At 63.8% G+C, this 21,349-nt stretch carries 20 protein-coding genes and 1 tRNA gene; 9 read left to right on the top strand and 12 right to left on the bottom strand.

Annotated elements, in window-relative coordinates:
* Positions 1-10: 10 nt before the first annotated feature.
* Genes EJ066_RS03545 through EJ066_RS03535 form a run of 3 tightly spaced genes read right to left on the bottom strand, consistent with a single transcriptional unit; the run spans position 11 to position 1,702 of the window.
* Positions 11-592 (bottom strand): cob(I)yrinic acid a,c-diamide adenosyltransferase, encoded by a 582-nt coding sequence (locus EJ066_RS03545; RefSeq protein ID WP_126034955.1) that lies wholly within the window; start codon positions 590-592, stop codon positions 11-13.
* Between the two features lie 28 nt (positions 593-620).
* The gene (locus EJ066_RS03540; protein WP_023797244.1) at positions 621-812 is read right to left on the bottom strand and encodes a twin transmembrane helix small protein; all 192 of its coding nucleotides are present in this window, start codon (positions 810-812) and stop codon (positions 621-623) included.
* A gap of 23 nt (positions 813-835) precedes the next feature.
* The gene (locus EJ066_RS03535; protein ID WP_126034953.1) at positions 836-1,702 is read right to left on the bottom strand and encodes an SDR family oxidoreductase; all 867 of its coding nucleotides are present in this window, start codon (positions 1,700-1,702) and stop codon (positions 836-838) included.
* Between the two features lie 56 nt (positions 1,703-1,758).
* On the opposite strand from EJ066_RS03535, the gene EJ066_RS03530 reads away from it, so the two are divergent.
* Positions 1,759-2,610, top strand: coding sequence for a YihY/virulence factor BrkB family protein (locus EJ066_RS03530; protein ID WP_126034951.1), 852 nt, complete (start codon positions 1,759-1,761; stop codon positions 2,608-2,610).
* A 9-nt stretch (positions 2,611-2,619) separates the two neighbouring features.
* Here EJ066_RS03530 and EJ066_RS03525 read toward each other — a convergent pair whose 3' ends face one another.
* Positions 2,620-3,537 carry a DMT family transporter gene (locus tag EJ066_RS03525; protein ID WP_126034949.1) on the bottom strand — a complete coding sequence of 306 codons (918 nt, stop codon included), beginning with the start codon at positions 3,535-3,537 and terminating at the stop codon, positions 2,620-2,622.
* Between the two features lie 155 nt (positions 3,538-3,692).
* A complete protein-coding gene (gluQRS, locus tag EJ066_RS03520; protein WP_126034947.1) occupies positions 3,693-4,568 on the bottom strand; it encodes a tRNA glutamyl-Q(34) synthetase GluQRS in 876 nt (291 codons plus the stop codon).
* A gap of 131 nt (positions 4,569-4,699) precedes the next feature.
* Here gluQRS and EJ066_RS03515 point away from each other — a divergent pair, with 131 nt between their 5' ends.
* Both EJ066_RS03515 and EJ066_RS03510 read left to right on the top strand, forming a co-directional pair.
* Positions 4,700-5,341 (top strand): DNA-3-methyladenine glycosylase, encoded by a 642-nt coding sequence (locus EJ066_RS03515; RefSeq protein WP_126034945.1) that lies wholly within the window; start codon positions 4,700-4,702, stop codon positions 5,339-5,341.
* 129 nt (positions 5,342-5,470) lie between these two features.
* The gene (locus EJ066_RS03510) at positions 5,471-6,028 is read left to right on the top strand and encodes an HNH endonuclease (protein ID WP_126034943.1); all 558 of its coding nucleotides are present in this window, start codon (positions 5,471-5,473) and stop codon (positions 6,026-6,028) included.
* Positions 6,029-6,380: 352 nt separating this feature from the next.
* Here the strand turns inward: EJ066_RS03510 and EJ066_RS03505 are convergent, their stop codons facing one another.
* Positions 6,381-6,899 (bottom strand): disulfide bond formation protein B, encoded by a 519-nt coding sequence (locus tag EJ066_RS03505; protein ID WP_126034941.1) that lies wholly within the window; start codon positions 6,897-6,899, stop codon positions 6,381-6,383.
* Between the two features lie 21 nt (positions 6,900-6,920).
* Positions 6,921-7,508: a YqaA family protein gene (locus EJ066_RS03500; protein WP_126034939.1), complete on the bottom strand. Its 588-nt coding sequence runs from the start codon at positions 7,506-7,508 to the stop codon at positions 6,921-6,923.
* Positions 7,509-7,819: 311 nt separating this feature from the next.
* Between EJ066_RS03500 and EJ066_RS03495 the strand changes: the two genes are divergently transcribed.
* The 4 genes from EJ066_RS03495 to EJ066_RS03480 all read left to right on the top strand — a co-directional run bounded on the left by EJ066_RS03495 (position 7,820) and on the right by EJ066_RS03480 (position 9,966).
* Positions 7,820-7,904 (top strand) — tRNA-Leu (locus EJ066_RS03495).
* A 291-nt stretch (positions 7,905-8,195) separates the two neighbouring features.
* Positions 8,196-8,477 carry a hypothetical protein gene (locus tag EJ066_RS03490; protein WP_126034937.1) on the top strand — a complete coding sequence of 94 codons (282 nt, stop codon included), beginning with the start codon at positions 8,196-8,198 and terminating at the stop codon, positions 8,475-8,477.
* A gap of 180 nt (positions 8,478-8,657) precedes the next feature.
* Positions 8,658-9,374, top strand: a complete 717-nt coding sequence (locus EJ066_RS03485) for a Crp/Fnr family transcriptional regulator (RefSeq protein WP_126043735.1) — start codon at positions 8,658-8,660, stop codon at positions 9,372-9,374.
* Between the two features lie 265 nt (positions 9,375-9,639).
* The gene (locus EJ066_RS03480; protein ID WP_126034936.1) at positions 9,640-9,966 is read left to right on the top strand and encodes a hypothetical protein; all 327 of its coding nucleotides are present in this window, start codon (positions 9,640-9,642) and stop codon (positions 9,964-9,966) included.
* 94 nt (positions 9,967-10,060) lie between these two features.
* Here EJ066_RS03480 and EJ066_RS03475 read toward each other — a convergent pair whose 3' ends face one another.
* The 3 genes from EJ066_RS03475 to EJ066_RS03465 all read right to left on the bottom strand — a co-directional run bounded on the left by EJ066_RS03475 (position 10,061) and on the right by EJ066_RS03465 (position 13,671).
* The gene (locus EJ066_RS03475) at positions 10,061-11,341 is read right to left on the bottom strand and encodes a GNAT family N-acetyltransferase (RefSeq protein ID WP_126034934.1); all 1,281 of its coding nucleotides are present in this window, start codon (positions 11,339-11,341) and stop codon (positions 10,061-10,063) included.
* The gene (locus EJ066_RS03470) at positions 11,341-12,741 is read right to left on the bottom strand and encodes a lipopolysaccharide biosynthesis protein (RefSeq protein ID WP_126034932.1); all 1,401 of its coding nucleotides are present in this window, start codon (positions 12,739-12,741) and stop codon (positions 11,341-11,343) included. Before EJ066_RS03470 ends, EJ066_RS03475 begins: the two co-directional genes overlap by 1 nt.
* Positions 12,742-13,398: 657 nt before the next feature.
* Positions 13,399-13,671, bottom strand: a complete 273-nt coding sequence (locus EJ066_RS03465; RefSeq protein ID WP_126034930.1) for a DUF4242 domain-containing protein — start codon at positions 13,669-13,671, stop codon at positions 13,399-13,401.
* Positions 13,672-13,786: 115 nt separating this feature from the next.
* Here EJ066_RS03465 and EJ066_RS03460 point away from each other — a divergent pair, with 115 nt between their 5' ends.
* Positions 13,787-16,492 carry an AAA family ATPase gene (locus tag EJ066_RS03460; RefSeq protein WP_245455067.1) on the top strand — a complete coding sequence of 902 codons (2,706 nt, stop codon included), beginning with the start codon at positions 13,787-13,789 and terminating at the stop codon, positions 16,490-16,492.
* A gap of 104 nt (positions 16,493-16,596) precedes the next feature.
* Here the strand turns inward: EJ066_RS03460 and secA are convergent, their stop codons facing one another.
* Positions 16,597-19,329, bottom strand: coding sequence for a preprotein translocase subunit SecA (gene secA, locus EJ066_RS03455; protein WP_126034928.1), 2,733 nt, complete (start codon positions 19,327-19,329; stop codon positions 16,597-16,599).
* Positions 19,330-19,579: 250 nt separating this feature from the next.
* Here secA and EJ066_RS03450 point away from each other — a divergent pair, with 250 nt between their 5' ends.
* Complete coding sequence (locus EJ066_RS03450; RefSeq protein ID WP_126034926.1) at positions 19,580-20,497, top strand: peptidylprolyl isomerase; 918 nt, start codon at positions 19,580-19,582, stop codon at positions 20,495-20,497.
* 43 nt (positions 20,498-20,540) lie between these two features.
* On the opposite strand, the gene EJ066_RS03445 is transcribed toward EJ066_RS03450, so the two are convergent.
* Positions 20,541-21,176 (bottom strand): TetR/AcrR family transcriptional regulator, encoded by a 636-nt coding sequence (locus EJ066_RS03445; protein WP_126034924.1) that lies wholly within the window; start codon positions 21,174-21,176, stop codon positions 20,541-20,543.
* Positions 21,177-21,349: the final 173 nt, after the last annotated feature.

The following is a 21,349-nucleotide window of genomic DNA, read 5'->3' as shown; positions in this document are numbered from 1 at the left end:
TCGGCAAAATTCAGCGGTTCTTGCCGGGAACCCATAGCACGTCGGCGTTTCCATTGTCATTGACGGCGCGTGCGGCGACGAACAGAAAGTCCGATACGCGGTTGATGTATCTTATCGCCTCGCGGTTGAGGGGCTCGTTTGGGTCTTGCGCCAGCGCCACCATGACGCGCTCAGCCCGCCGTGCCACCGTGCGGGCGAGGTGAAGGGCGGCGGCGGCCGGCGTGCCGCCGTTGAGCACGAAGGATTTGAGCGGCTGCAGGTCCTTGTTGAGCAGGTCGATGTCCCTTTCGACGCGGTCGGTCTGCGAGGCCACGATACGCAGCGGCTCATAGCCGAGCGGCTTGCCGTCGTCCGGCACGGCCAGATCGGCGCCGAGGTCGAAAAGATCGTTCTGGATGCGGCCAAGCATCGCGTCGATTGCCGGATGTGTTGCCGCAGTGTGGATGCGGGCCATGCCGATGCAGGCATTGGCCTCGTCGACCGTGCCATAGGCGTCGACGCGCAGATCGGATTTCAGCCGCCGTTCGCCGGTGCCAAGGCCGGTGGTGCCGTCGTCGCCGGTGCGGGTGTAGATCTTGTTGAGCTTGACCACGCTCTGCCTCCCGAAATCGCCACCCTCGTCACTTGCGGGTGAAATACACCGCCAGCATGATCAGCACTAACGCCACGAACTGCAGCAGGACACGCGTCTGCATCAGCTTGTTGGAAGTCATGCCGGAGCCGCCGCGCATCATGTTGATGAGGCCGCGGATCAGCACGATCACCACGGCGACCATGACGAGGACAGCGAGGATGTTGAAGACGGTTGCCATAGTGTGTTTCCAGTCGGTTGCGTTCAGGCGCGTTTGGCAAGCAGGCGGTAGAGCATCGCTGCCGGCAGAATGCGTTTGAGGATCACGCCGATCCTGGCCGGCACCGTTACCACATAGTGCGGGCGCGGGCGCCGCGACAGAAGCGCATGGCGCAAGGCCGCATGAACCACCTCCGGCCCGGGCTTCAGCCGTGAGGTGCTGCCGCCGGCCCGCAGCCGTTCCAGCTGCGCCTCGTAGGCAAGGCGATGGACGGAATTCTCATGGTCGATATTCCTGAGGAACCACTCAAGGCCGTTGCTGGCGATCTTCGATCTCACCGGCCCCGGTTCGATCAGCGAGACATGGATGCTGCTGCCTTCGAGTTCCTGATGCATGCACAGCATCAGCCCCTCGATCGCGTGCTTCGACGCCGAATAGGCGCCGCGAAAGCGCAGCGGCGCCAGGCCGAGGATCGAGGAGCAATGGACGAGGCGGCCATGGCCCTGACGGCGCATCACCGGCACGATACGGCGGGTGAGGTCGTGCCAGCCGAAGACATTCGCCTCGAACTGCTCCCTGAGTGCCGCGACCGGCAGGTCCTCGACGGCGCCTGGCTGTGCATAAGCGCCGTTGTTGAACAGGGCATCGAGCCGTCCGCCCGTCCGTTCCAGCACCGACGCCACCAGCGTCTCGATGGAACCGGCTTGGCGGTAGTCAAGATAGAAGGCCTCGATGCCATCGGCTTCGAGGGCAGCGATATCGGCGGGCTGGCGCGCCGTCGCGAACACCCGCCAGCCTTCCGCCTTCAGCGCCCGGGCGCAATAGGCGCCTATCCCGGAAGAGGCGCCGGTGACGATGATGGTGCGCAATTCCTTCGCCGGAGCAGAAGCGGTTTGACTTAGGCTTGTCATTTGCCGCAATCCCTTCCCATATTCGCGGCGTCGAGACAATCGAAGGAACGCGGTTCTTGTTGCGGACGATCGTAGCCGTCAAACGCGTGCTCTACGATGCGCTTGGCCATTTCAATGCGGACGATGGCTGGGCAATGGCCAGCCATCTGGCGATCACGGCGCTGATGGCGCTTTTCCCCTTTCTGATTTTTGCCACGACACTGGCCAGCTTCCTTGGCGCACAGGCTTTCGCCGACACCGCCGTGCATCTCGTCTTCGACACCTGGCCCGAGCAGATCGCCAAGCCGATCGCGCGTGAAGTGCTCAACGTGCTCACCGTCCAGCGCACCGACCTGTTGACCTATGGCGTGCTGCTCGCCGGCTTCTTCGCCTCCAACGGCATCGAGGCGCTGCGCACCTCGCTCAACCGCGCCTACCGGGTTTCCGAGACGCGCGGCATCATCTACCGCCGGGTGCAGAGCATCGCCTTCGTCCTGATCGCCACCGCAGGCTTTCTGGCGATCAGCGTGCTGCTGGTCTTCGCGCCACTGCTGGGCCGGCTGGCCGTAGCCAATTTCGAATGGATAGAACCCTATATGGGCACGATCACGCTGTGGCGGTACATCATCGCCTCCGTCGTCATCGTCGGTGGGCTGTTCGCGGTGCATTTTTGGCTGCCGGCGGGCAACCGCCGGTTCGTCTCGATCATACCTGGCATCATCTTCACGCTGATTGCCTGGCTCATCGGGTCGACCATCTTCGCCGCCTATCTCGACCGTTTTTCGTCCTATGTGACGACCTATGCCGGCCTTGCCTCGATCATGATCGCAGTCGTCTTCCTCTACATCGTCTCGGCGATCTTCATCCTCGGTGGCGAGCTCAATGCCGCGATCAGCCGCTATCTGGAGGCACGCGCGCGAGTTGGCTGAGATTCGTGCTTAAGCATGATCTTTCCGAAAACCGGGTCCCACTTTTCGGGATCCTGCTTTTGTCGGCTGAGCGGTTGCCAGCCCGACGCCGAGCGTCGCGATCGCCATGCCGACGATCTGGACCAGGTTCAACTGTTCGCCGAACAATAGCCAGGCGATGACGGCGGTGACGGCGGGGACCAGATAGAACAGCGACGCGACCTTCGACATCTCGCCGTCGCGGATCATCACCATCAAGAGGAAGATGGCGCCGATCGACAGCACCAGCACCAGCCATGCCATGGCAAAGATCAGCTCGCCATTGACGACGACCGTTCGCGTCTCGAAAGCCAGCGAGGCCAGGACCATCAGCGACGCGCCGCCAACATATTGCCACATGGTGGCCGCCACGAGGTCGCCACCGGAGGCGAAGCGCTTCTGCCAGATCGTGCCGGCGCTCATGCCAAGCACCGAGACGAGCGAGGCGGCCAGCGTCTCGGCCGTCACGCCGCCGCCAAGCGCTCCGAGCTTCGGCCAGAGCACGATGACCACGCCGGCAAGTCCGACAGTGAGGCCGGCCCAATGGCGTGGCAGGATGGCCTCGCCGAGAAACCTGCCCGCCATCACCGCCGTGATCAGCGGCTGCAGCCCGACGATCAACGCCGAAAGCCCGGCCGGCATGCCCCGGTGAATGGCCCAGAACACGCCGCCGAGATAGACGCCATGCATCAGGATGCCGGCGCCGGTCGCATGGAGCGCTTCCGTGCGCGTCGCCCGCCTGGAGCCAAGCGCCATCATCAAGACGGCCAAGAGGACGGCCGCCAGAACGAAGCGCACGGCCAGGAAGGTGAAAGGCTCGGCCCACGGCATGGCATAGCGAGCGCCAATGAAGCCGGTCGCCCACAGGACGACAAAGGAGGCGGGGATGAACCGCTTGACGCTGTGCATTTTCTGGAGGCCGCCCGTGAATCCGGTGAAGGTCGACTGTCGCGCCTGCTGTAATGTGGTTCAACCTGGCAAGCAAAACGAAACGGTTGATCCATAGGCTCATCCGATTTGAAGAGGCGCGCTGGGTCAGTGAGAGTTTCAAGACCAAACGTGATCTAGAACCCAATCAGCCGCCTGACGTCGTCGGGCGACACGCCGGCCTCGCGCAAGGCGGCAAGGCCGGTATCCCTGGCGCTCTTCGACAGTTTTCGTCCGTCGGGGCCGAGGATGAGACGATGGTGGAAGTAGCTTGGCTGCGGCAAGCCAAGTACTGCCTGAAGCAGGCGCTGCACGCCGGTGGCGCAATAGAGGTCCTGGCCGCGCACCACGTGACTGATGTCTTGCAACGCGTCGTCGACGACGACGGCGAGATGATAGCTGGTCGGAATATCGCGGCGCGCGACGATCACGTCGCCCCAGTCCTGCGGGCGGGCTTCTACGGCGTGTGTTGCGGAAAGCCTCTCATCCGAAAATTCCACCCATGACAGGTCCGCGCCGACGCGCGCCATTGCGACATCGACGTCCAGCCGCCAGGCGAATGGCGCATTCTCGGCAATCCGTCGCTTGCGTTCCCTGGTCGGCAACGCCTTGTCGAGGGCGGGATAGAACGGCACGCCGTCCGGGTCGCGCGGCCAGTCGCGCCCGCGTCCTTCGCTGTCGGCAATGAAGGCGCGGATTTCGCCACGGCTCATGAAGGCCGGGTAGACGAGCTCTTCGTCGATCAGCCGATCGAGCACCGCCTGATAGTCCGCGAAATGCTCGGACTGGCGGCGTACCGGTTCTTCCCAGCCAAGCCCGAGCCATTTCAGGTCGCGAATAATGCCGGCTTCGAATTCCGGCGTGCAGCGCGTCGTGTCGATGTCCTCGATGCGCAGCAACAGGCGCCCGCCCGTCGCCTTCGCCAATTTCTGATTGAGCAGCGCCGAATAGGCATGGCCGAGATGCAGTTCGCCATTCGGGCTTGGCGCGAAGCGGAATGTCAGGAGTGTCATCCTTCGGCGGCAATCGGGTTGTGCGGAACTTTCGCCAATTGCTACTTTGCACCTGCAGCGCCGCGCGTCCATCGGTGCGCGCAAGGGACGCTGTGGAACTTGATTTTGCGCGGTCCAGGGAACAAGCAGACATGCAACGCATCGCCACGCTCAACGACATCTCGCAAGGGCTCGACGCGCTTTGCCTGCTCGATCCGCGCCTCGAAAAGGTGCGCGGCATGGCCGGCGAGGTGCCGCTCAGGCTGTCGGAGCCGGGGTTCAGAAGCCTTGCCTCGATCGTCGTCTCGCAGCAGGTTTCCCGCGCCAGCGCCGACGCCATCTTCGGGCGGCTGACAAAACTCGTCGATCCGCTGACGCCGCAAGCGATCCTTGCCGCCGATGAGGCGATTTTTCGCGAGGCCGGACTGTCGCGGCCGAAGCAGCGCGGCCTGATCGCCGTGGCCCAGGCGGTGGTCGACGGGCTCGACCTCGATCATCTCTGCCTGCTCGATGCCGCGGACGCGATCACGGCGATGACCAGGGTGCCCGGCATCGGCCCGTGGACGGCACAAGTCTATCTTTTGTTCGCCGCCGGCCACCCCGATGTCTTCCCGGCGCGCGACGTTGCCCTGCAGAGCGCGGTCGGCCACGCGCTCGGCATCGACCCGCGTCCGCCAGAGAAAACGCTGATCCAGCTCGCCGAATCATGGAGCCCATGGCGAGGTGTCGCATCGCGGCTTTTCTGGGCGTATTATCGCGAATTGAAGGGCAGGGACGCCGCACCCCCTGCCTAAATCCGCAAAAAAGTATGAAAATCATGCATTTTGGGCCCTTCGTTTGATCGACAAGCCGCTTCACATCCCTGTCATGTCGGGCTTACAGTATCCGCGCCGACCGGTTGTAGAGCCAAGGAGGTGAATGACGTGACGGTTGCCGTATCTCCGGATGGGCTTCCAGCGCTGGTGCTGAATGCGGATTACCGTCCGCTCAGCTATTACCCCCTGTCGCTCTGGTCGTGGCAGGACGCCATCAAGGCGGTGTTCCTCGAGCGGGTGAATATCGTTGCCGAATACGAGCACGCCGTGTCGTCGCCGACCTTCTCGATGAAGCTGCCGAGCGTCGTCAGCCTGAAGGCCTATGTGAAGCCGTCGCGGCATCCGGCCTTCACCCGCTTCAATGTCTTCCTGCGCGATCGTTTCCAGTGCCAGTATTGCGGCACGCCGGAGGATCTGACCTTCGACCACGTCATTCCCCGCCATCGCGGCGGCGCGACGACGTGGGAGAATGTCGTCGCCGCCTGCTCGCCCTGCAATCTGAGGAAGGGCGGCATGATGCCGGCGCACGCCAAGATGTGGCCGCTGCAGAAGCCCTACCAGCCGACAGTGCATGACCTGCACAACAATGGCCGCCTGTTCCCGCCCAATCACCTGCATGAAAGCTGGATGGACTATCTGTACTGGGATGTCGAACTGGAACCTTGAGATCGTCCGATAATTCGGGAGGCTGGTCCTATCTCCCCTCCTTCGTCATCCCAGGGCGGAGCAGGAGCGAAGCGACGTCGCGGAGACCCTGGGATCCATGCCGTGACATTTATGGCATACGAAGATGGAGCAGAATCGAGTGCTTTCGCGCCGACAGGCAGCGTTGCTCGTGCCGTTGCGTCTATAGGCTCATCCGAGCCGCTGCAATACTTGGTTGAGGTTACGGCATGGATCCCAGGGTCTGCGCTCCGCTTCGCGTTCGCTCCGCCCTGGGATGACGAGGGCATGGTGGCCTGCGGCAAATCGCCGACGTTGGAGATTGGCGGCTTGGGACTGCCCCGTCTCGCACCGTTCAATCGCCGGCAAACGCACCGCGGAACGCGATGACCGCCAGGACAAAGCTGGCGATGGCGTTCCAGCCGGCCAGCGACAGGCCGAGGATGCGCAGCGCCGCCTTGTCGCAGGAGGGCGGCACGAATTTGTCGAGCGCGTCGAGCACGCCCTTGCCGCCGGTGTCCACCGGTCCTGCCGCCGCGGCACAATCGGTCGGTCCCGCCCACCACGCCCATTCGACGCCGGAGTGATAGACGCCGAGATAGAGGCCGTACACCATCAGCAGGCCGCCGACGGCCAGCAGGCCGCGTGTCAGCCAGGCCGGCCAGCGCAGCACCGACGACAGCGCCGCCAGCAGCATCAGCGGCACGCCGACATAATAGGGGGTGCGTTGCTCGAAGCAGAGCTTGCAGGGGATGTAGCCGCCGAGGTGCTGGAAGGCCAATGCCGAGCCGACGGTTGCGGCCATGGCGATGGCCAGAAACAACGCCGTCAGCGTGCGCTGGCGTCCAGTGTCGGCATTTACGGTCGCTGTCATCGATCTACCGTCCGTTCCCGCTCAGACTGCGTATTTGACTGTTATATAGAGCAAAATCAGGGCGGCTGCGGCGGTGCCCGCGATCATGCCAAGGCGCTTTTCGATGAATTCGCGGATCGGTTCGCCATAGCGGCGCAGCAGCCATGCCAGGAACAGGAAGCGGGCGCCGCGTGCCACGATCGCCAGCACGATGAACAGCAGGAGATTGACGCCGATGACGCCGGACAGGATCGTCACCACCTTGATCGGCGGCAGATGGGCGAGGCCGGAGGTGATCAGCATCAGGATGATGAAGCCGATGCCGGAGGAGAGGCGCAGCGCCTCGAAGTCGTCATACTTGCCGTAGAATTCGAGGATCGGCTTCGCCACCGCGTCATAGGCATAGTGGCCGATGAACCAGCCGGCGATGCCGCCCAGCACCGAAGCGACGGTGGCGACCAGCGCGTAGCGATAGGCGCGATCCGGCCGCGACAGCGCCATCGGCAGATACAGCACGTCGGCAGGCACCAGAAACACCGAGCTTTCGACGAAAGCGATGAAGGCCAGCCACCATTCGGCGGATTTCCTTGCCGCCAGCGACAAGGTCCAGTCATAAAGTCCGCGAAGCATCGGCACCCCTATGTATGTCGCCCAAAATGCGCAGCGGTTTTGGGATCACGACATGCACGAACAAAGACCAAAAGCGCGCCACATGAATCTCTCCAGACGCGACGCGCTTTAATGCGCAGCTTGTCTAGAAAGATTTTCCGCGCCGCACAATGGCCGTGCCTTCACGAAATCGAAGGGCTGGGCACGAAATCGAAGGGCTGGGCACGAAATCGAAGGCTGGGATCGAGCGAAGGTCGGATGTCGGGAATTGGCCAGTTGACGAACAGCCCTCCAACCGTATAGTCCGCGCCCATCCAGGCCGCCCGGCCTGAGCCCCTATGGCGGAATTGGTAGACGCGCTCGACTCAAAATCGAGTTCCGCAAGGAGTGCTGGTTCGATCCCGGCTAGGGGCACCATTTTCTCACAATAGCGCTACCGGCGACCGAGCGGCCTGACGGGAGAGCTGCAGTCGATCGGAGTTCCCTAATCCGACACCGCCGTTCGCGCCGCCTGTGACCACGGTGATGTCAAGGTGGCAGGGGGTGCTACGGCGAATTCGGTATCCCTTGCCTCTGTGTCGAGGCTGCAAACCGGGATAGTATGCCTCGTAAAATACGATCGACCTCTTCCAATCTTGGAACAGCGGTCAACTCGTCGAGGCGTTGTAATTTGAGCCTGTGAACCTTTTGTCCGGTCGAGACGCAATTATGGCAAAAAAAAAATCGCGCACCAGGCCCAGCAGTGACCTTCTGAAGCTGCTTGCGACAAGGCCGAGAGCGGTTGCGCTTGCCGCGCTGCACGTGAGTGAATCCGTGCTGCTGGAACTCGAAGCGTCCGAACTGCTGTCATCAGCAGAGATCAGAGGATTGCTCAAGGACGCATCCATGACGTTACGGAATGCAGCTGATCAGACAGACAACCGAAGCTGTCTCATTGCCAGCGAAATAGTCGATTCCATGCGGGAAAACTTCAGGAGAAACAAAACCTGACCGGCGCCTTCCATAGCGATTTCAAATCGTGGCTTCGGCAAGCCGGCGGAGCCTGTATGGTCAACCAAAAGTGCCATCGCGACATCATCCGATAGTGGTCATCGAAGGATACTCATCGCATCAATTTTGATGTACATTCCGTCCGAGGGTGGAAGCTCGAAGGGACGGGCGTGCTTGCAGATGACCTACACGTCACATCTTTTGCGCGGAAATGAAAATCGTCCATCGTATGTCGGACTTAACGACGACGACACGGCGCTTATCAAGACGCTGGGGTTCACGCCGAAGTCCTATCCGGCGGAGACGGTCATCGTCAGTCAGGGCGAGGACAACGATCGCCTATTCATAGTCGAATCGGGCTGGGGTTGCATTTCCCATGAACTCGCGGGCGGGCAGCGCCAAATATTGGATTTTGCCCTGAGTGGCGATGTCGTCCTGCCTCAGGCCTACGCGGGCAGCGCTCTTGAGACGTTTGTGGCTCAGACCGAACTTTCGGTGCTGGTGGCCTCGACCAAGACATTCACCCTTGCCGCCATGAAGTCGCCCCATCTCTTCTCCCTTATTATCGAGACCGTTGTGCATCGGGGAGCGCTTGTCGCTCAACATCTCACCAATATAGGACGACGCAGCGCCTTGGCGCGGGCGTCGCATCTGTTCCTCGAACTGAGGGCGCGTCTGGAGCGAGTCGGCGCTGTCACCCGCGACAGCTATGAATGCCCTCTCACCCAGTACGATCTCGCGGACGCCCTCGGCCTCACTCCGCTTCATGTCAATCGCGTGCTGCGGAACCTGCGCGAGCGGAGGTTACTCGAATTCCGCCAGGGCCATGTTCGCGTGCTCGATCAAGCGGGCTTGGCGAAGCTTGCTGGATTCGAGCCCGGATATATCGAGAGTTAAGGCGTATCGGCACACGACGCCGGGGCTCGCCCGAAGGTCTCCAACAGAGGAAACCGCGTGCTCCGCGACAGCGGCCGCTTTAACGCGCGCGCAGCCAGCAGTTGTGGTCAGCGCCGGCCAAAGGACACCATTTCCGCAAAGGAGCGTATGGCGACCGCTTTTGGACCGAACCTCGCACGGCGATCACAGGAACTTTTTCTTGAATATACCGTTTTCCAACAGGTCGTTGCTTTGACGAACCTTATGTATAAGGAGGATCTTAGCCATGAAGTACAAGATGATTGTTTTGAGCGCTATGGCCCTGTCCATGGTGAGCGGTGTTTCGCTGGCAGCCGGAGACACGGGAACGTCCGCGTTGGACGCAAAGATGCAGCCTTTCTTTACCGACTCCAGCATGAAGACGTTGCGGTCGGATGACGAGTTCGTGACGGCGTGGAAGGCCCTTACGGACGATGATCGCATGGCCATGACCAAGATGTGCGACGAGGAGGCCGCGAACGCCAATGCTGCGAACACACATCCGGAATTCTGCAGCAGCGTCAAGAAGCACGGCGGCGGTTCCACTGATTCTACTGGTTCCACTAGCAACTGATTTTATTGAGCTATGTGGTGGGCGCCGCAGCCCGCCACATTCTGAAGTGCAAGCGCGTCGCCCATCGCCATCCGCGCGTCGACCGGCATGCGCCCTAGCGCCGCCCCAGTAGGCTGTTCATCCGGTTGCGCAGGATGCGCGCCATGTTGCGGGTTTCGCGGTAGAGGTGAAGCTGCGACGCCGCCTGGCGGGCGAGGCGGTCGGCGTCCGGCGTCAGCCCGATGACCAGCGTCCCGGTCGGCCTGCGCTCCATCCATAGCCGGCTCATCAACGGATGGTCGGGCACGGCGCAGGAATCGGTCGTCATGATGTTGGGATCGTCGAGATGCTGCCTGGTCACCTCGATCATCAGCAGCGTGCCCGGCGAATAGGGGCTAAGCGTCTCGTCATATGCCGTCTTCCAGGTGTAGGCGACGCCGGCCTCGACGAAGACGATCAGGCAGGCGATGGTGCGGCCGTCGAGCGTCAGCGAATGGATGCGGCACAGATCCTGCTCGGCCAATCGATGCACGGCTTCGCGGGCAAAGGCGGCGCGGTAGCGGTCGATGGCCATGGCGGTGCGCTCGCGGCCCTTCCAGCCGGCGACCTCGAGCGTCAGGAAACGTTCGATGGCGTGGCGGATCTCGTCCGGTCCGCGCGCCACCAGATGCTCCAGTTGGCCGAGATCGGCGAGGCGGCGCTTCAGGCGGCGGAATTCGCGATAGTGATGCGAGCGCAGCGAGGCCTTCAGATAGTCCTCGCCGTCGAGCTCGCTTTCGAGCACCGGGCGTTCGGCCTTGCCGGTGGTGACCAGCGTCAGGCCTCGCGTCTCGGCGACGGTGGCCAGCAGGCTGGCCACCGGGCCGTCGAGCCGGATGTCCGGTAGGACAAAGACTTTCGGCAATTTGAGATGCGGCCGCGACAGCATCGAGAAGAAATCCTCGACGACGCCGACGGGATCGTCACGGTCGACCAGCGGCGTGCCGATCGGGCCGAACGGGCTCGACCATGTGCGCATGACCCGTACGCCGAGCGGCATCGCCGGCCGCTCCACCGAGAACGGCACCAGCAGGCGCAGCCGGTTGCGGTATTCGTCGCCGTCGCGGATGACCGCCAGCCGCACCTCGCGGTCTTCCAGCCTCGGCATTGCGGGCGCCAGGAAGCGCGGGTTGAAGAAGACGTTGGGCTCGATCGTGCGGGTGCAGAGGTAGTCGAGTTCCTCGACCAGGTCGAAGCCGGCCGAGGCCGGGTAGATCGCCAGCTTGCGCTCGGGCCGGTCGTTGGCCAGGAGTTCGATATGGGCGGGATCGGCGTCGCGGGCGAGCCCGGCGAGGCCGGATACCATGGCGCCGGCCGGGCCGCCGCTGGTTTCCTCGAGCAACGGGACCGCAGCCATCACGCGGCTCCTTTGGCGGCTACGAAAATGGCCATGACAATGCCGAGTTTGCGCCAGACCGTGAAGGACAGCGCGCTAGCCTCGAAGATCATGGCGAAGGCGGTCGCCATCGCCGCGCCCCACAGGCCGAAAAGCGGGATCAGCATCACGTTGAGGCTGATGTTGAAGGCCAGCGTCATGGCGTAGACGGCGGCGCAGATGTTCTGGTTGCCGCTCATGGTGAGCAGGCTTTCGCAGGGGCCGACGGCGGCCCGCGCCACGACGCCGAAGACCAGCAGGAACAACAGCGGATAGCCGGCGACGAATTCGGCGCCGAACAGGGCCAGCATCGGCTGGCCCAGCAGCAGCAGCAGCAGCGCCATCGCCAGCGACGGCCAGAAGGTCCACGACACCGTCTCGCGGGCGAAGGCGGCGAGCTTTTCAGGCTCGCCATGGGTGAATTGCGCGTAGCGCTGGGCAACGCCCGCCTTGACCGCGAAATAGACGAAATGCACCAGCGCCAGCGTCTTGACCGTGGCGAAATAGACGGCGACGTCGTTGGGCTTCATATAGGCGCCGACCATCAGCACGTCGGCATTGGTGAGCAGGAAGAAGAAGCCTTCGACCAGGAAGATCGGCAGCGACACCACGAACCACTGCGCGAAATGCACCTTCATCGGCCCGGCCGGGATATGCCTGTCTATGCGCGCCGTGACGCCGATGAGCTGGCTGATCGTGGTGGCATAGGTGGCGGCGATCGAGGCGAAGATCGCGGTCCTGGCGTCGGGCGCATAGCCGACCAGAAGCATCAGCGCCATGAACGCCAGGATCAGCACCGGCCGCACCAGATAGGTCGGCGCCAGCGCGAACAGCGCCCAGGAGTTCGCCCGCGACATCCCCTGCAGCAGGTCGGACATGGCGATCATCGGCATGCAGATGACGCCGAGGATGAACGGCACGACATAGTAGTTTTCGATAAAGGGCGAGAGCAGCCAGACGCCGAGCGCGCCCAGCCCGGCGATCGCGGTCGAGGCGATCAGCACGAACAGGCGGCTGGCCAGCACGATGCCGCGCAGTTCGGCCAGCATGTTGCGCTCGCGATATTCGGGAATGAAGCGGATGACCGAGGTGTGGAAGCCGAGGCAGGCGAGGTTGCCGACGATGACCATGGTCACCCAGACGAGGACGAAGATGCCGTATTCGAACGAGCCCATCCAGCGCGCCATCAGCACCTGGCTGACGAAGGCGATAACGGCGCTGACGATGCGGATGGAGAAGGCGATGAGCGACATGCGGCCGGCTTCGCCGCGCTCGTCGGCGGTGAACAGCACGGCGTCGATACGACCAAGCAGCGGCTTTACGCGCAGCGCGAGGCGCTGCGGCAAGAACCGCCCGGCTGTCGTCGCCGCGGAAAAGCGCACCCGATACTCTCCGTTTTCCGCCTCTTTTCTGGGTTTGCGTGTAGCGAAGACAGATTAAGAAACGGTTGGGTGGGCCATCCTTTCCCCCCGCGCCGCCGGTGATGCCGCTGGCGCAAGGGATCGGCGCGCAGCCTTCGGCGGTCGCCATTGATGCGTTCTCAAGCGGCTGTTGGCCGCCCGCACCATATCGGCCAGGGGGTTGCTACTTTGCGCCTGGGCAGCGGTGGCCGCAGCAGTGAGGGCGGCAAGCCGCCCTCGTGCAGAGCGCGACGGTCATGTCTTTCTCCATGGTTGTCGGCGACGCGTGGACAGGCCTGCAACGGGACCTGCCCATCGCAGCGCCCGTGGCGTCGGTGTTGTGGAAGGTCCGGCGGCCTGATCTAGCGATCCCACCCATAGTATTGCCAGTAATCCGGCCTCGGCTCGCGCTCGGGCAGCCCGATGTCGCGCCTCAGATAGTCGTCCTGCGGAGGCAGACGCCGCCGGCGGCTTTCGCAAAGGCGAAAGCAGCGCCGACAGGAGCCGCCTGCCAGGAACGAACCGAACGGGCGCGCCGTCGGCGGCTGCCATAAGGGGCGTCGCGTCGCGATCGAACAGGTCGCCGGGCCTGTCGCCATCGTTGCGAAAGGTGGGGTGATCCGCATCGGCCCGTGGGCCTCAACGATAAAAGTAGGGGTCAAGGACCCGCACCTCCGTAATCTTGTCGACCGGCAGCGAATTCTTCTGAGCCGTGCTGCGGATCGCTTCCGGCGAGGGCGCATCATAGATGCAGAAGCTGCGCATCTTGTCTGGCGAGACGAAGGACTGGACCCAGGTCACACCCTTTTCGGCATTGCGCATAATGACGCCGCCGAGCGCATCGGCGCCGGCGTCGTTCATCGGTACGTGAAGCCCGTCGGGAAATGTGCGTTCGATCAGATAACGAGGCATAGAGACCATCCTTTTTCAATTTCGTCACACCCGAATTGGGTGCGGATGGATGATGACCACGCCGCCGGGAAGCGCGCATCGGGGCATTTCCCCATAATTGACGGGACGATTCCCCATGTTGACGACGTTCGTGACAGGGATCACACTAGCGAGAACTGATTTTGGCCTACCTTGGCAGGCGCGTCGCGAAACCACCTACGGCGGCGAATTCGATCTTCGTGAGCACATGACGACGCTTCTCGAACGGCAGACACAGCTGAAGCAACTGGACGGCCTTTTGGCGGAGGCGGCGGGCGGTCGTGGCCGCGTCGTGGCATTGGCCGGAGAGGCGGGCGCCGGCAAGACCGCGCTGGTCGAGGCTTTTGTCGGCCGCGTCGGGCAAGGCGCGCGCATCCTGCGCAGCGCCTGCGAGGACCTGTCGGTCCCCGATCCGCTGGGCCCGCTCTACGACCTTGCCCGCGACGCGCAATGGGCCCTGCCGCAGGCAATCGACCAGCGGCAGGGGCAAAAGCTGCCGCTGTTTTCCGATGCGCTCGAAATCTTCGAGGCCAAGGCGGGACCCAGCCTGCTGGTGATCGAGGACCTGCACTGGGCCGACGATGCGACGCTCGACTTCGTCCGCTTCCTCGGTCGGCGCATCGTCAATACCCACATCCTGCTGCTCTTGACCGCGCGCACCGACCGAAGCGAGGGGCAGATGCGCGTGCGCCGTGCGCTTGGCGAAATCCCGGCGAGCAGCGCCGTGCGCATAGAGGTTCCGCTGCTCAGCGAAGCGGCGGTGCTGTCATTGGCCGAAATGGCGGGCCGCGATGGCGATGCCATCTACCGCGCCACGGCCGGCAACGCCTTCTACGTCACCGAGTTGCTGTCCGCCGAAAACGGGACCTTGCCGCCGGCCAGCGTGCGCGACGCTGTGCTGGCGCGGGCCGAGCGGCTGTCGGCAGGCGCCCGCTCGATGCTCGATGCTGTGTCGGTGTTTCCGCGCCGGGCCGATGGCTGGGCCTTGCAGGGCCTATGTGGCGTCGCCAGCGCCGGCCAACTGGCCGAATGCGTGTCCAATGGTCTGCTCGACGATCTCGGCGACGGCTATGCCTTCCGCCACGAGATCGCGCGCAGAGCCATCGAAATGACGCTGACGAACAGCCAGAGACGGCAATTCAACCAGCGCGCGCTGACCGCTCTGCTCGAGAAGGGCGACGTTTCCACCGGCCGTCTCGTCCATCACGCGGTCGAGGCGCACAATCTGCAGATGGTGCGCGAATTGGCCCCTGTCGCCGCCAGGGAAGCTTCGCGGGTCGGCGCGCATCGCGATGCCGCTGGCTATTACGAGGCTGCGCTGCGGCAGGTTGACAGCCTGCCGGAAGAAGAGCGCGCCGCACTCTATGAGAAATACGCCTTCGAGTGCCATCTCATCGGCCGCATCGACGCCGCCATCGAGGCCCAGGACCATGCGCGCCGCTTGCATCAGGCCGAGGGCAACAAGACCAGCGAAGGGGACTGCCTCAGATGGCTGTCACGCTTTGCCTATCTTCTGGGCGACCGGAAGGCCGCCGACATGTTCGGCGAGCAGGCAGTGACATTGCTGGAGAACGTGCCGCCCGGCCCCGAACTCGCCATGGCCTATTCCAACCTGGCGCAACTGGCGATGCTGGCCGAGCGTCTCGACGATACGCTTCTGCTTGGCGACAAGGCAGTCGCGCTGGCCGAACGGCTGGACCAGCCCGACATCGTCTGCCACGCGCTCAACAATGTCGGCAGCGCCGAGCAGTGGCTCGATCTGGCGACGGGGCGGCAGCATCTTGCCCGCAGCCTGGAGGTCGCGCTCGAGCAGAATTTCCAGGAGCACGCGGCGCGCGCCTTCACCAATTCGGCCTGCGTCGAGATGAACCAGCTCGACTTTGCCCAGGCTCGGTCGTTCTTGGAGCGTGGCATCAACTACTGCATCGAGAACGATCTCGTCACTTGGCGCGACTATATGCGCGGGGTGCTGGCGCAGTTGCTGTTGCGCCAGGGCGAGTGGGAACAGGCGGCCAGCGAGGCGCTCGATGTGATCGCCAACGATCAGGCGACGATGCTGGTCCGCTATCCGGCGCTGGTGGCGCTGGCGAAGTTGCGGATGCGGCGCGGCGATCCCGCGGCCGAGCCGCTGTTTGCGGAAATGGCGCGTTTCTTGGAGAGGGGAGAGGAATTGCAGCGGCTGTCGCCGTATGCGGCGCTGATGGCCGAACGTGCCTGGCTGGGGCAGGGAGACAAGGATGAGGCGCTCGCCCTGATCGATCTGGCCGAAAGCCTGTCGCCGACACGGGCGGTGTTCGGCGAACTGGCCTGCTGGCGGCAATTGCTGACTGCCGATAGCGGGCCTGGCGACACGGCCGGCATGGCCGCTCCCCACCGCTTGCTGCTTGCCGGCGACTGGCGAGCGGCGGCGGCACTTTGGGCCGATATGAACGCACTCTTCGAGCAGGGGCTGGCGCTGGTCCGGGGCGACGAGGCGGCGTTGCGTCTGGCGCTCTCGATTTTCGAGGAGTTCGAGGCAAGACCGGTTGCGTTCAAGGTGCGTGAGATCATGCGGCAGAGCGGCGTCGGTCACATCGCCAGGGGACCTCGCCAGACCACGCGCGCCAATCAGGCCGGCCTGACGCTCCGCCAGATGGAGGTGCTGCAATTGATCGAGCGCGGTTTCTCCAACAAGCGGATCGCCGAGCATCTCACCATTTCGCCGAAGACGGTCGACCACCATGTTTCGGCGGTGCTGGGTAAGCTCGACGCGGTTTCACGCGGCGAAGCGACCGCCGCGGCGCGCGATTCCGGGTTGTTGTAGACCCGTCCTGTTCTGAGAGGATAATCTCGGAAGCTAACGCTGCCCCTCATCCGCCTGCCGGCGCCTTCTCCCCGTATAGGGACAGGGAGAAGGAAAGCTGAAGCTTACGCAAACGCGCCGTGGCAGTGCTTGTACTTTTTCCCCGACCCGCACGGGCAGGCCTCGTTGCGGCCGATCTTGCCCCAGGTGGCGGGGTTTTTCGGGTCGCGGTTTTCGGGGGCGACGATGGCGTTGGTTTCCTGGCGGACCAGAAGCCCGGTCTCGCCGCCGTTGAAATCGTCCTCGCCGGTGGTGCCGTCGAGATGGCTGCCGAACATGTCGGGCGCCTCGGGCGGCGGGGCTTCGGCGGCCTGGCGGACCAGCTCGACGCGCATCAATTGCGCGGTGACGGCCTGGCGCAGATTGCCCAGCATCGCCTGGAACAGCTCGAACGCCTCGCCCTTGTATTCCTGCAGCGGGTCGCGCTGGGCGTAGCCGCGGAAGCCGACGACCGAGCGCAGATGGTCGAGGTTGACGATGTGCTCGCGCCACAGATGGTCGAGCGTCTGCAGCACCACCGAGCGCTCGACATAGGTCATCACGTCGGGGCCGAAACGCTCGGCACGGTCTTTCGCGGCGGCGTCGGCGGCCTCGGTGATGCGCTCGCGGATGTCGTCCTCGGCGATGCCCTCTTCCTTGACCCAGTCCTCGACGGGCAGGTCGAGATTGAGGAATTCGGCGACCTCGGCCTTGAGGCCGGCGACGTTCCACTGCTCGGCATAGGCGTTTTCGGGAATGTTCTTGGCGACGATCTCCTCGATGACGCCCTCGCGCATCTCGGCGACGGTCTCGGACAGGCCTTCGCCGTCCATCAGCTCGATGCGCTGCTCGAACACCACCTTGCGCTGGTCGTTCGAGACGTCGTCATATTTCAAGAGGTTCTTGCGGATGTCGAAATTGCGCGCCTCGACCTTCTTCTGCGCCTTTTCCAGCGCCTTGTTGATCCAGGGATGGATGATCGCCTCGTCTTCCTTGAGGCCGAGCTTCTGCAGCATGCCGTCCATGCGCTCCGAGCCGAAGATGCGCATCAGATCGTCCTGCAGCGACAGGAAGAATTTTGAGCGCCCGGGATCGCCCTGGCGGCCTGAGCGGCCGCGCAGCTGGTTGTCGATGCGGCGCGACTCGTGGCGTTCGGTTGCCAGCACGTAGAGGCCGCCGGCGGCGAGCGCCTTTTCCTTCAGCCGGGCGACGTCGTCGCGGATTTCCTTTTCCCTGGCTTCGCGCTCGGGGCCGGCCGGCATGTCGCCAAGCTCCTCGGCGATGCGCATGTCGGCATTGCCGCCGAGCTGGATGTCGGTGCCGCGGCCGGCCATGTTGGTGGCGATGGTGATGGCGCCGGGTTTTCCCGCCTGGGCGACGATCGCCGCCTCACGCTCGTGGTGGCGGGCGTTCAGCACCTCGAATCCTTTAAAGCCGTCCTTGCGCAGACGTTCGGCCAGCTGCTCGGATTTCTCGATCGAGGTCGTGCCGACCAGCGTCGGCTGGCCCTTTTCGCGCGCTTCCCTGATCTCCTTGACGATCGCCTTGTATTTCTCCTCGACGGTCCGGTAGACCTCGTCGTCTTCGTCGACACGCACCACCGGCAGATTGGTCGGGATCTCGGTGACCTCGAGGCCGTAGATGTTGCCGAATTCCTCGGCCTCGGTCAGCGCCGTGCCGGTCATGCCGGCGAGCTTCTTGTAGAGGCGGAAATAATTCTGGAAGGTGACGGAGGCGAGCGTCTGGTTCTCCGGCTGGATTGCCACATGCTCCTTGGCCTCGAGCGCCTGGTGCAGGCCTTCCGAATAGCGGCGGCCCGGCATCATGCGGCCGGTGAATTCGTCGATGATGACGATCTCGCCGTTGCGCACGATATAGTCCTTGTCCTTCTGGAACAGCTGGTGCGCCTTCAGCGCATTGTTGACGTGGTGGACGATGGCGACGTTCTCGACGTCGTAGAGCGACTCGCCCTTGAGCAGGCCGGCATCGCGCAAAAGGTTTTCCAGCTTCTCGGTGCCCTCCTCGGTGAAGATCGAGGTCTTCTGCTTCTCGTCGATCTCATAGTCGGCCGGCTCGAGCTTCAGCATGAAGGCGTCGATGGTGTTGTACATTTCCGAACGGTCCTCGAGCGGGCCGGAAATGATCAGCGGCGTGCGCGCCTCGTCGACCAGGATCGAATCGACCTCGTCGACGATCGCGTAGCTGTGACCACGCTGCACCATCTGGTTGCGCTCGTATTTCATGTTGTCGCGCAGATAGTCGAAGCCGAGCTCGTTGTTGGTGGCGTAGGTGACGTCGGCCGCATAGGCGACGCGGCGCTCCTCGTCGGACAGGCCATGGACGATGACGCCGACGGTGAGGCCGAGGAATTTGTAGACGCGGCCCATCCATTCGGAGTCGCGCGTGGCAAGATAGTCGTTGACGGTAACGACATGGACGCCTTTGCCGGCGAGCGCGTTGAGATAGACGGGCAGCGTGGCGACCAGCGTCTTGCCCTCGCCGGTGCGCATCTCGGCGATGCCGCCATTGTGCAGCACCATGCCGCCGATCAGCTGCACGTCGAACGGGCGCATGCCGAGCACGCGGCGCGCCGCCTCGCGCACGGTGGCGAAGGCCGGCACCAGGAGATCATCGAGGCTGGCGCCGTTGGCGACGTCCTGGCGGAATTTTTCCGTGCGGGCCGCCAGCTCGGCGTCGGAGAGCGCCCGCATCTCGTTTTCCATGGCATTGATCGCTTCGACGCGCGGCCGGGTCGACTTGACCCGACGGTCGTTGGAGGAGCCGAAAACCTTACGGGCGAGACCGCCAAAACTGACCATTCAATGGCCCTTTCGATAGCATTCCAAGTCATTGCGATGGTGCCGGCCGGCCCCATCAAATCCACGTGAACGCGGGCGAACGCAAAAAGCGCCCGGAAAACGGTTCTGGACGCAAAGTCGTTGGACAGATAAGAGGGGGCTCAATCGATGTCAACGCCGCGCTCGCCCCGTCGACCGCGCCAAATTCGGCCATAATCGGGCTGATCTGGGAACTCATCCCGCTCTAGCAATCCCCATTGGAGTTAATCGTATGTCCTTATTGTTCCGCCGCGCGTCGCTCGCCAGCTTCGGCCTGGCATTCGGGCTGTCGGCTCTGTCGCTGTCGCCGCTGATGGCGCAGGACACCGCCCCCGCCCAGCCGGCGGCGCCTGCCCAGCCTGCCGCGCCGGTCGACCCGAACGCCGTGGTCGCCACGGTCAACGGCCAGAAGCTGACCGAGGCAGACCTTGCGCTTGCCGAAGGCGAGCTGTCGCAGCAGTTCGCGCAGATGCCGCCCGAGCAGCGCCGCGCCGCGGCGCTTTCGGCGGCGATCGAAATCAAGGTCATGGCGGCCCAGGCGGTCACCGCCGGCCTCGACAAGGATCCCGACTTCCAGCGCCGCATGGCGTTCCTGCAGCAGCGCGCCCTGCATGGCGAAATGGTCGAGAAGGATGTCGTCAACAAGGTCACGGATGCCGAGGTTCGCGCCCGCTACGACCAGGAAATCGCCAACACGCCGCCGACCAACGAGGTGCATGCCCGTCACATCCTCGTGAAGACGAAGGAAGAGGCCGACGCGATCATCAAGCAGCTCGACGGCGGCGGCGATTTCCAGAAGCTCGCCAACGAGCACACCAGCGATCCGAGCGGCAAGGCCAGCGGCGGCGATCTCGGCTGGTTCGGACCCGGCCAGATGGTGCCGGAATTCGACAAGGCGGTCTTCGCGCTGGCGGTCGGCAAATACACCGAGCAGCCGGTGCAGTCGCAGTTCGGCTGGCACGTCATCCAGGTCGAGGACAAGCGTGCCAAGCAGCCGCCGGCCTTCGAGCAGGTCAAGGACCAGGTTCGTCAGGCGGTCATCCGCGACAAGTATATCGCACTGGTCAAGTCGCTGCGCTCCGAGGCCAAGGTCGAGATTCCGGACGAGCAGCTGAAGAAGACGGTCGACGCGCTGGAGAACGCGAAGTAGGCCAACCACTAGGGGAGCAGGGAAGAAGCGCCGCCCCGCTCCCCTATCCCACAATGCGTCGACGCCTTGAACGCTGCCGGATCGCCGGTGGCGCTGGTGGAGCGATGCCTCGTATCACGTAGCGGACCGCTGTGCGTATGGTCGTTTCGTCGTCGTCGAGGCGATTGGTCAAAAGATGCGTCCAGGCGAAGGAGGCGATCAGGTCGGCGACGAGTTTGGGATCGACGTCGGCCGCCACTTCGTCTCTTGCCTTGGCGCGTTCGATCATCTGCCCGGTATGGGCGCGGCGTCCTTTCGCGTATTCGGCAAGGGCGGCGGCGGCGGTCGGGTCCGACTGCGCCTCGGCGACCAGCGATCTGAAGACGCTGCCCGACGGTGTTTCGCGCCAGTGCAAGAACAGGCTGTTCAGGAAACCGACGAGGTCTTCCTCGAGGTTCCCGGTGTCGGGATTGTCGACGCGCTTGCCCCGCTGGTAGACTTCAAGCAACAGCGCCGCCTTGCTCGGCCACCAGCGATAGACCGTAGGCTTTCCCGCACGCGCCCTGCGCGCCACGGCCTCGATCGAGAAGCCGGCATAGCCGCCCTCCATCAGCACCGCCTCGGCGGCGTCGAGAATGGCGTCGGCGCTGTCGGGATTGCGCCGCGGGCCGGTCGATCTGCGTCCCGGATTCACCCCCATCCTGTTTTCCTTGCCGATTTTTTTCGTCCCGCAAACCATATGCGTTTTCTTGACGAAACGAAACGGTCCGTTTTGCCCATCGGAACGGTTCGTTCCGATGCAGCAGAGCGAGCGCCCGGTCGTCAAACGCCCTTGCGCCGGCGCGCCGTATCGGGCAAACCGGCGTTCCCCTT

Origin of the sequence: Mesorhizobium sp. M9A.F.Ca.ET.002.03.1.2, assembly GCF_003952365.1 — a bacterium.
Lineage (GTDB): Bacteria > Pseudomonadota > Alphaproteobacteria > Rhizobiales > Rhizobiaceae > Mesorhizobium.
This window is presented reverse-complemented; position numbering and strand designations above follow the sequence as displayed.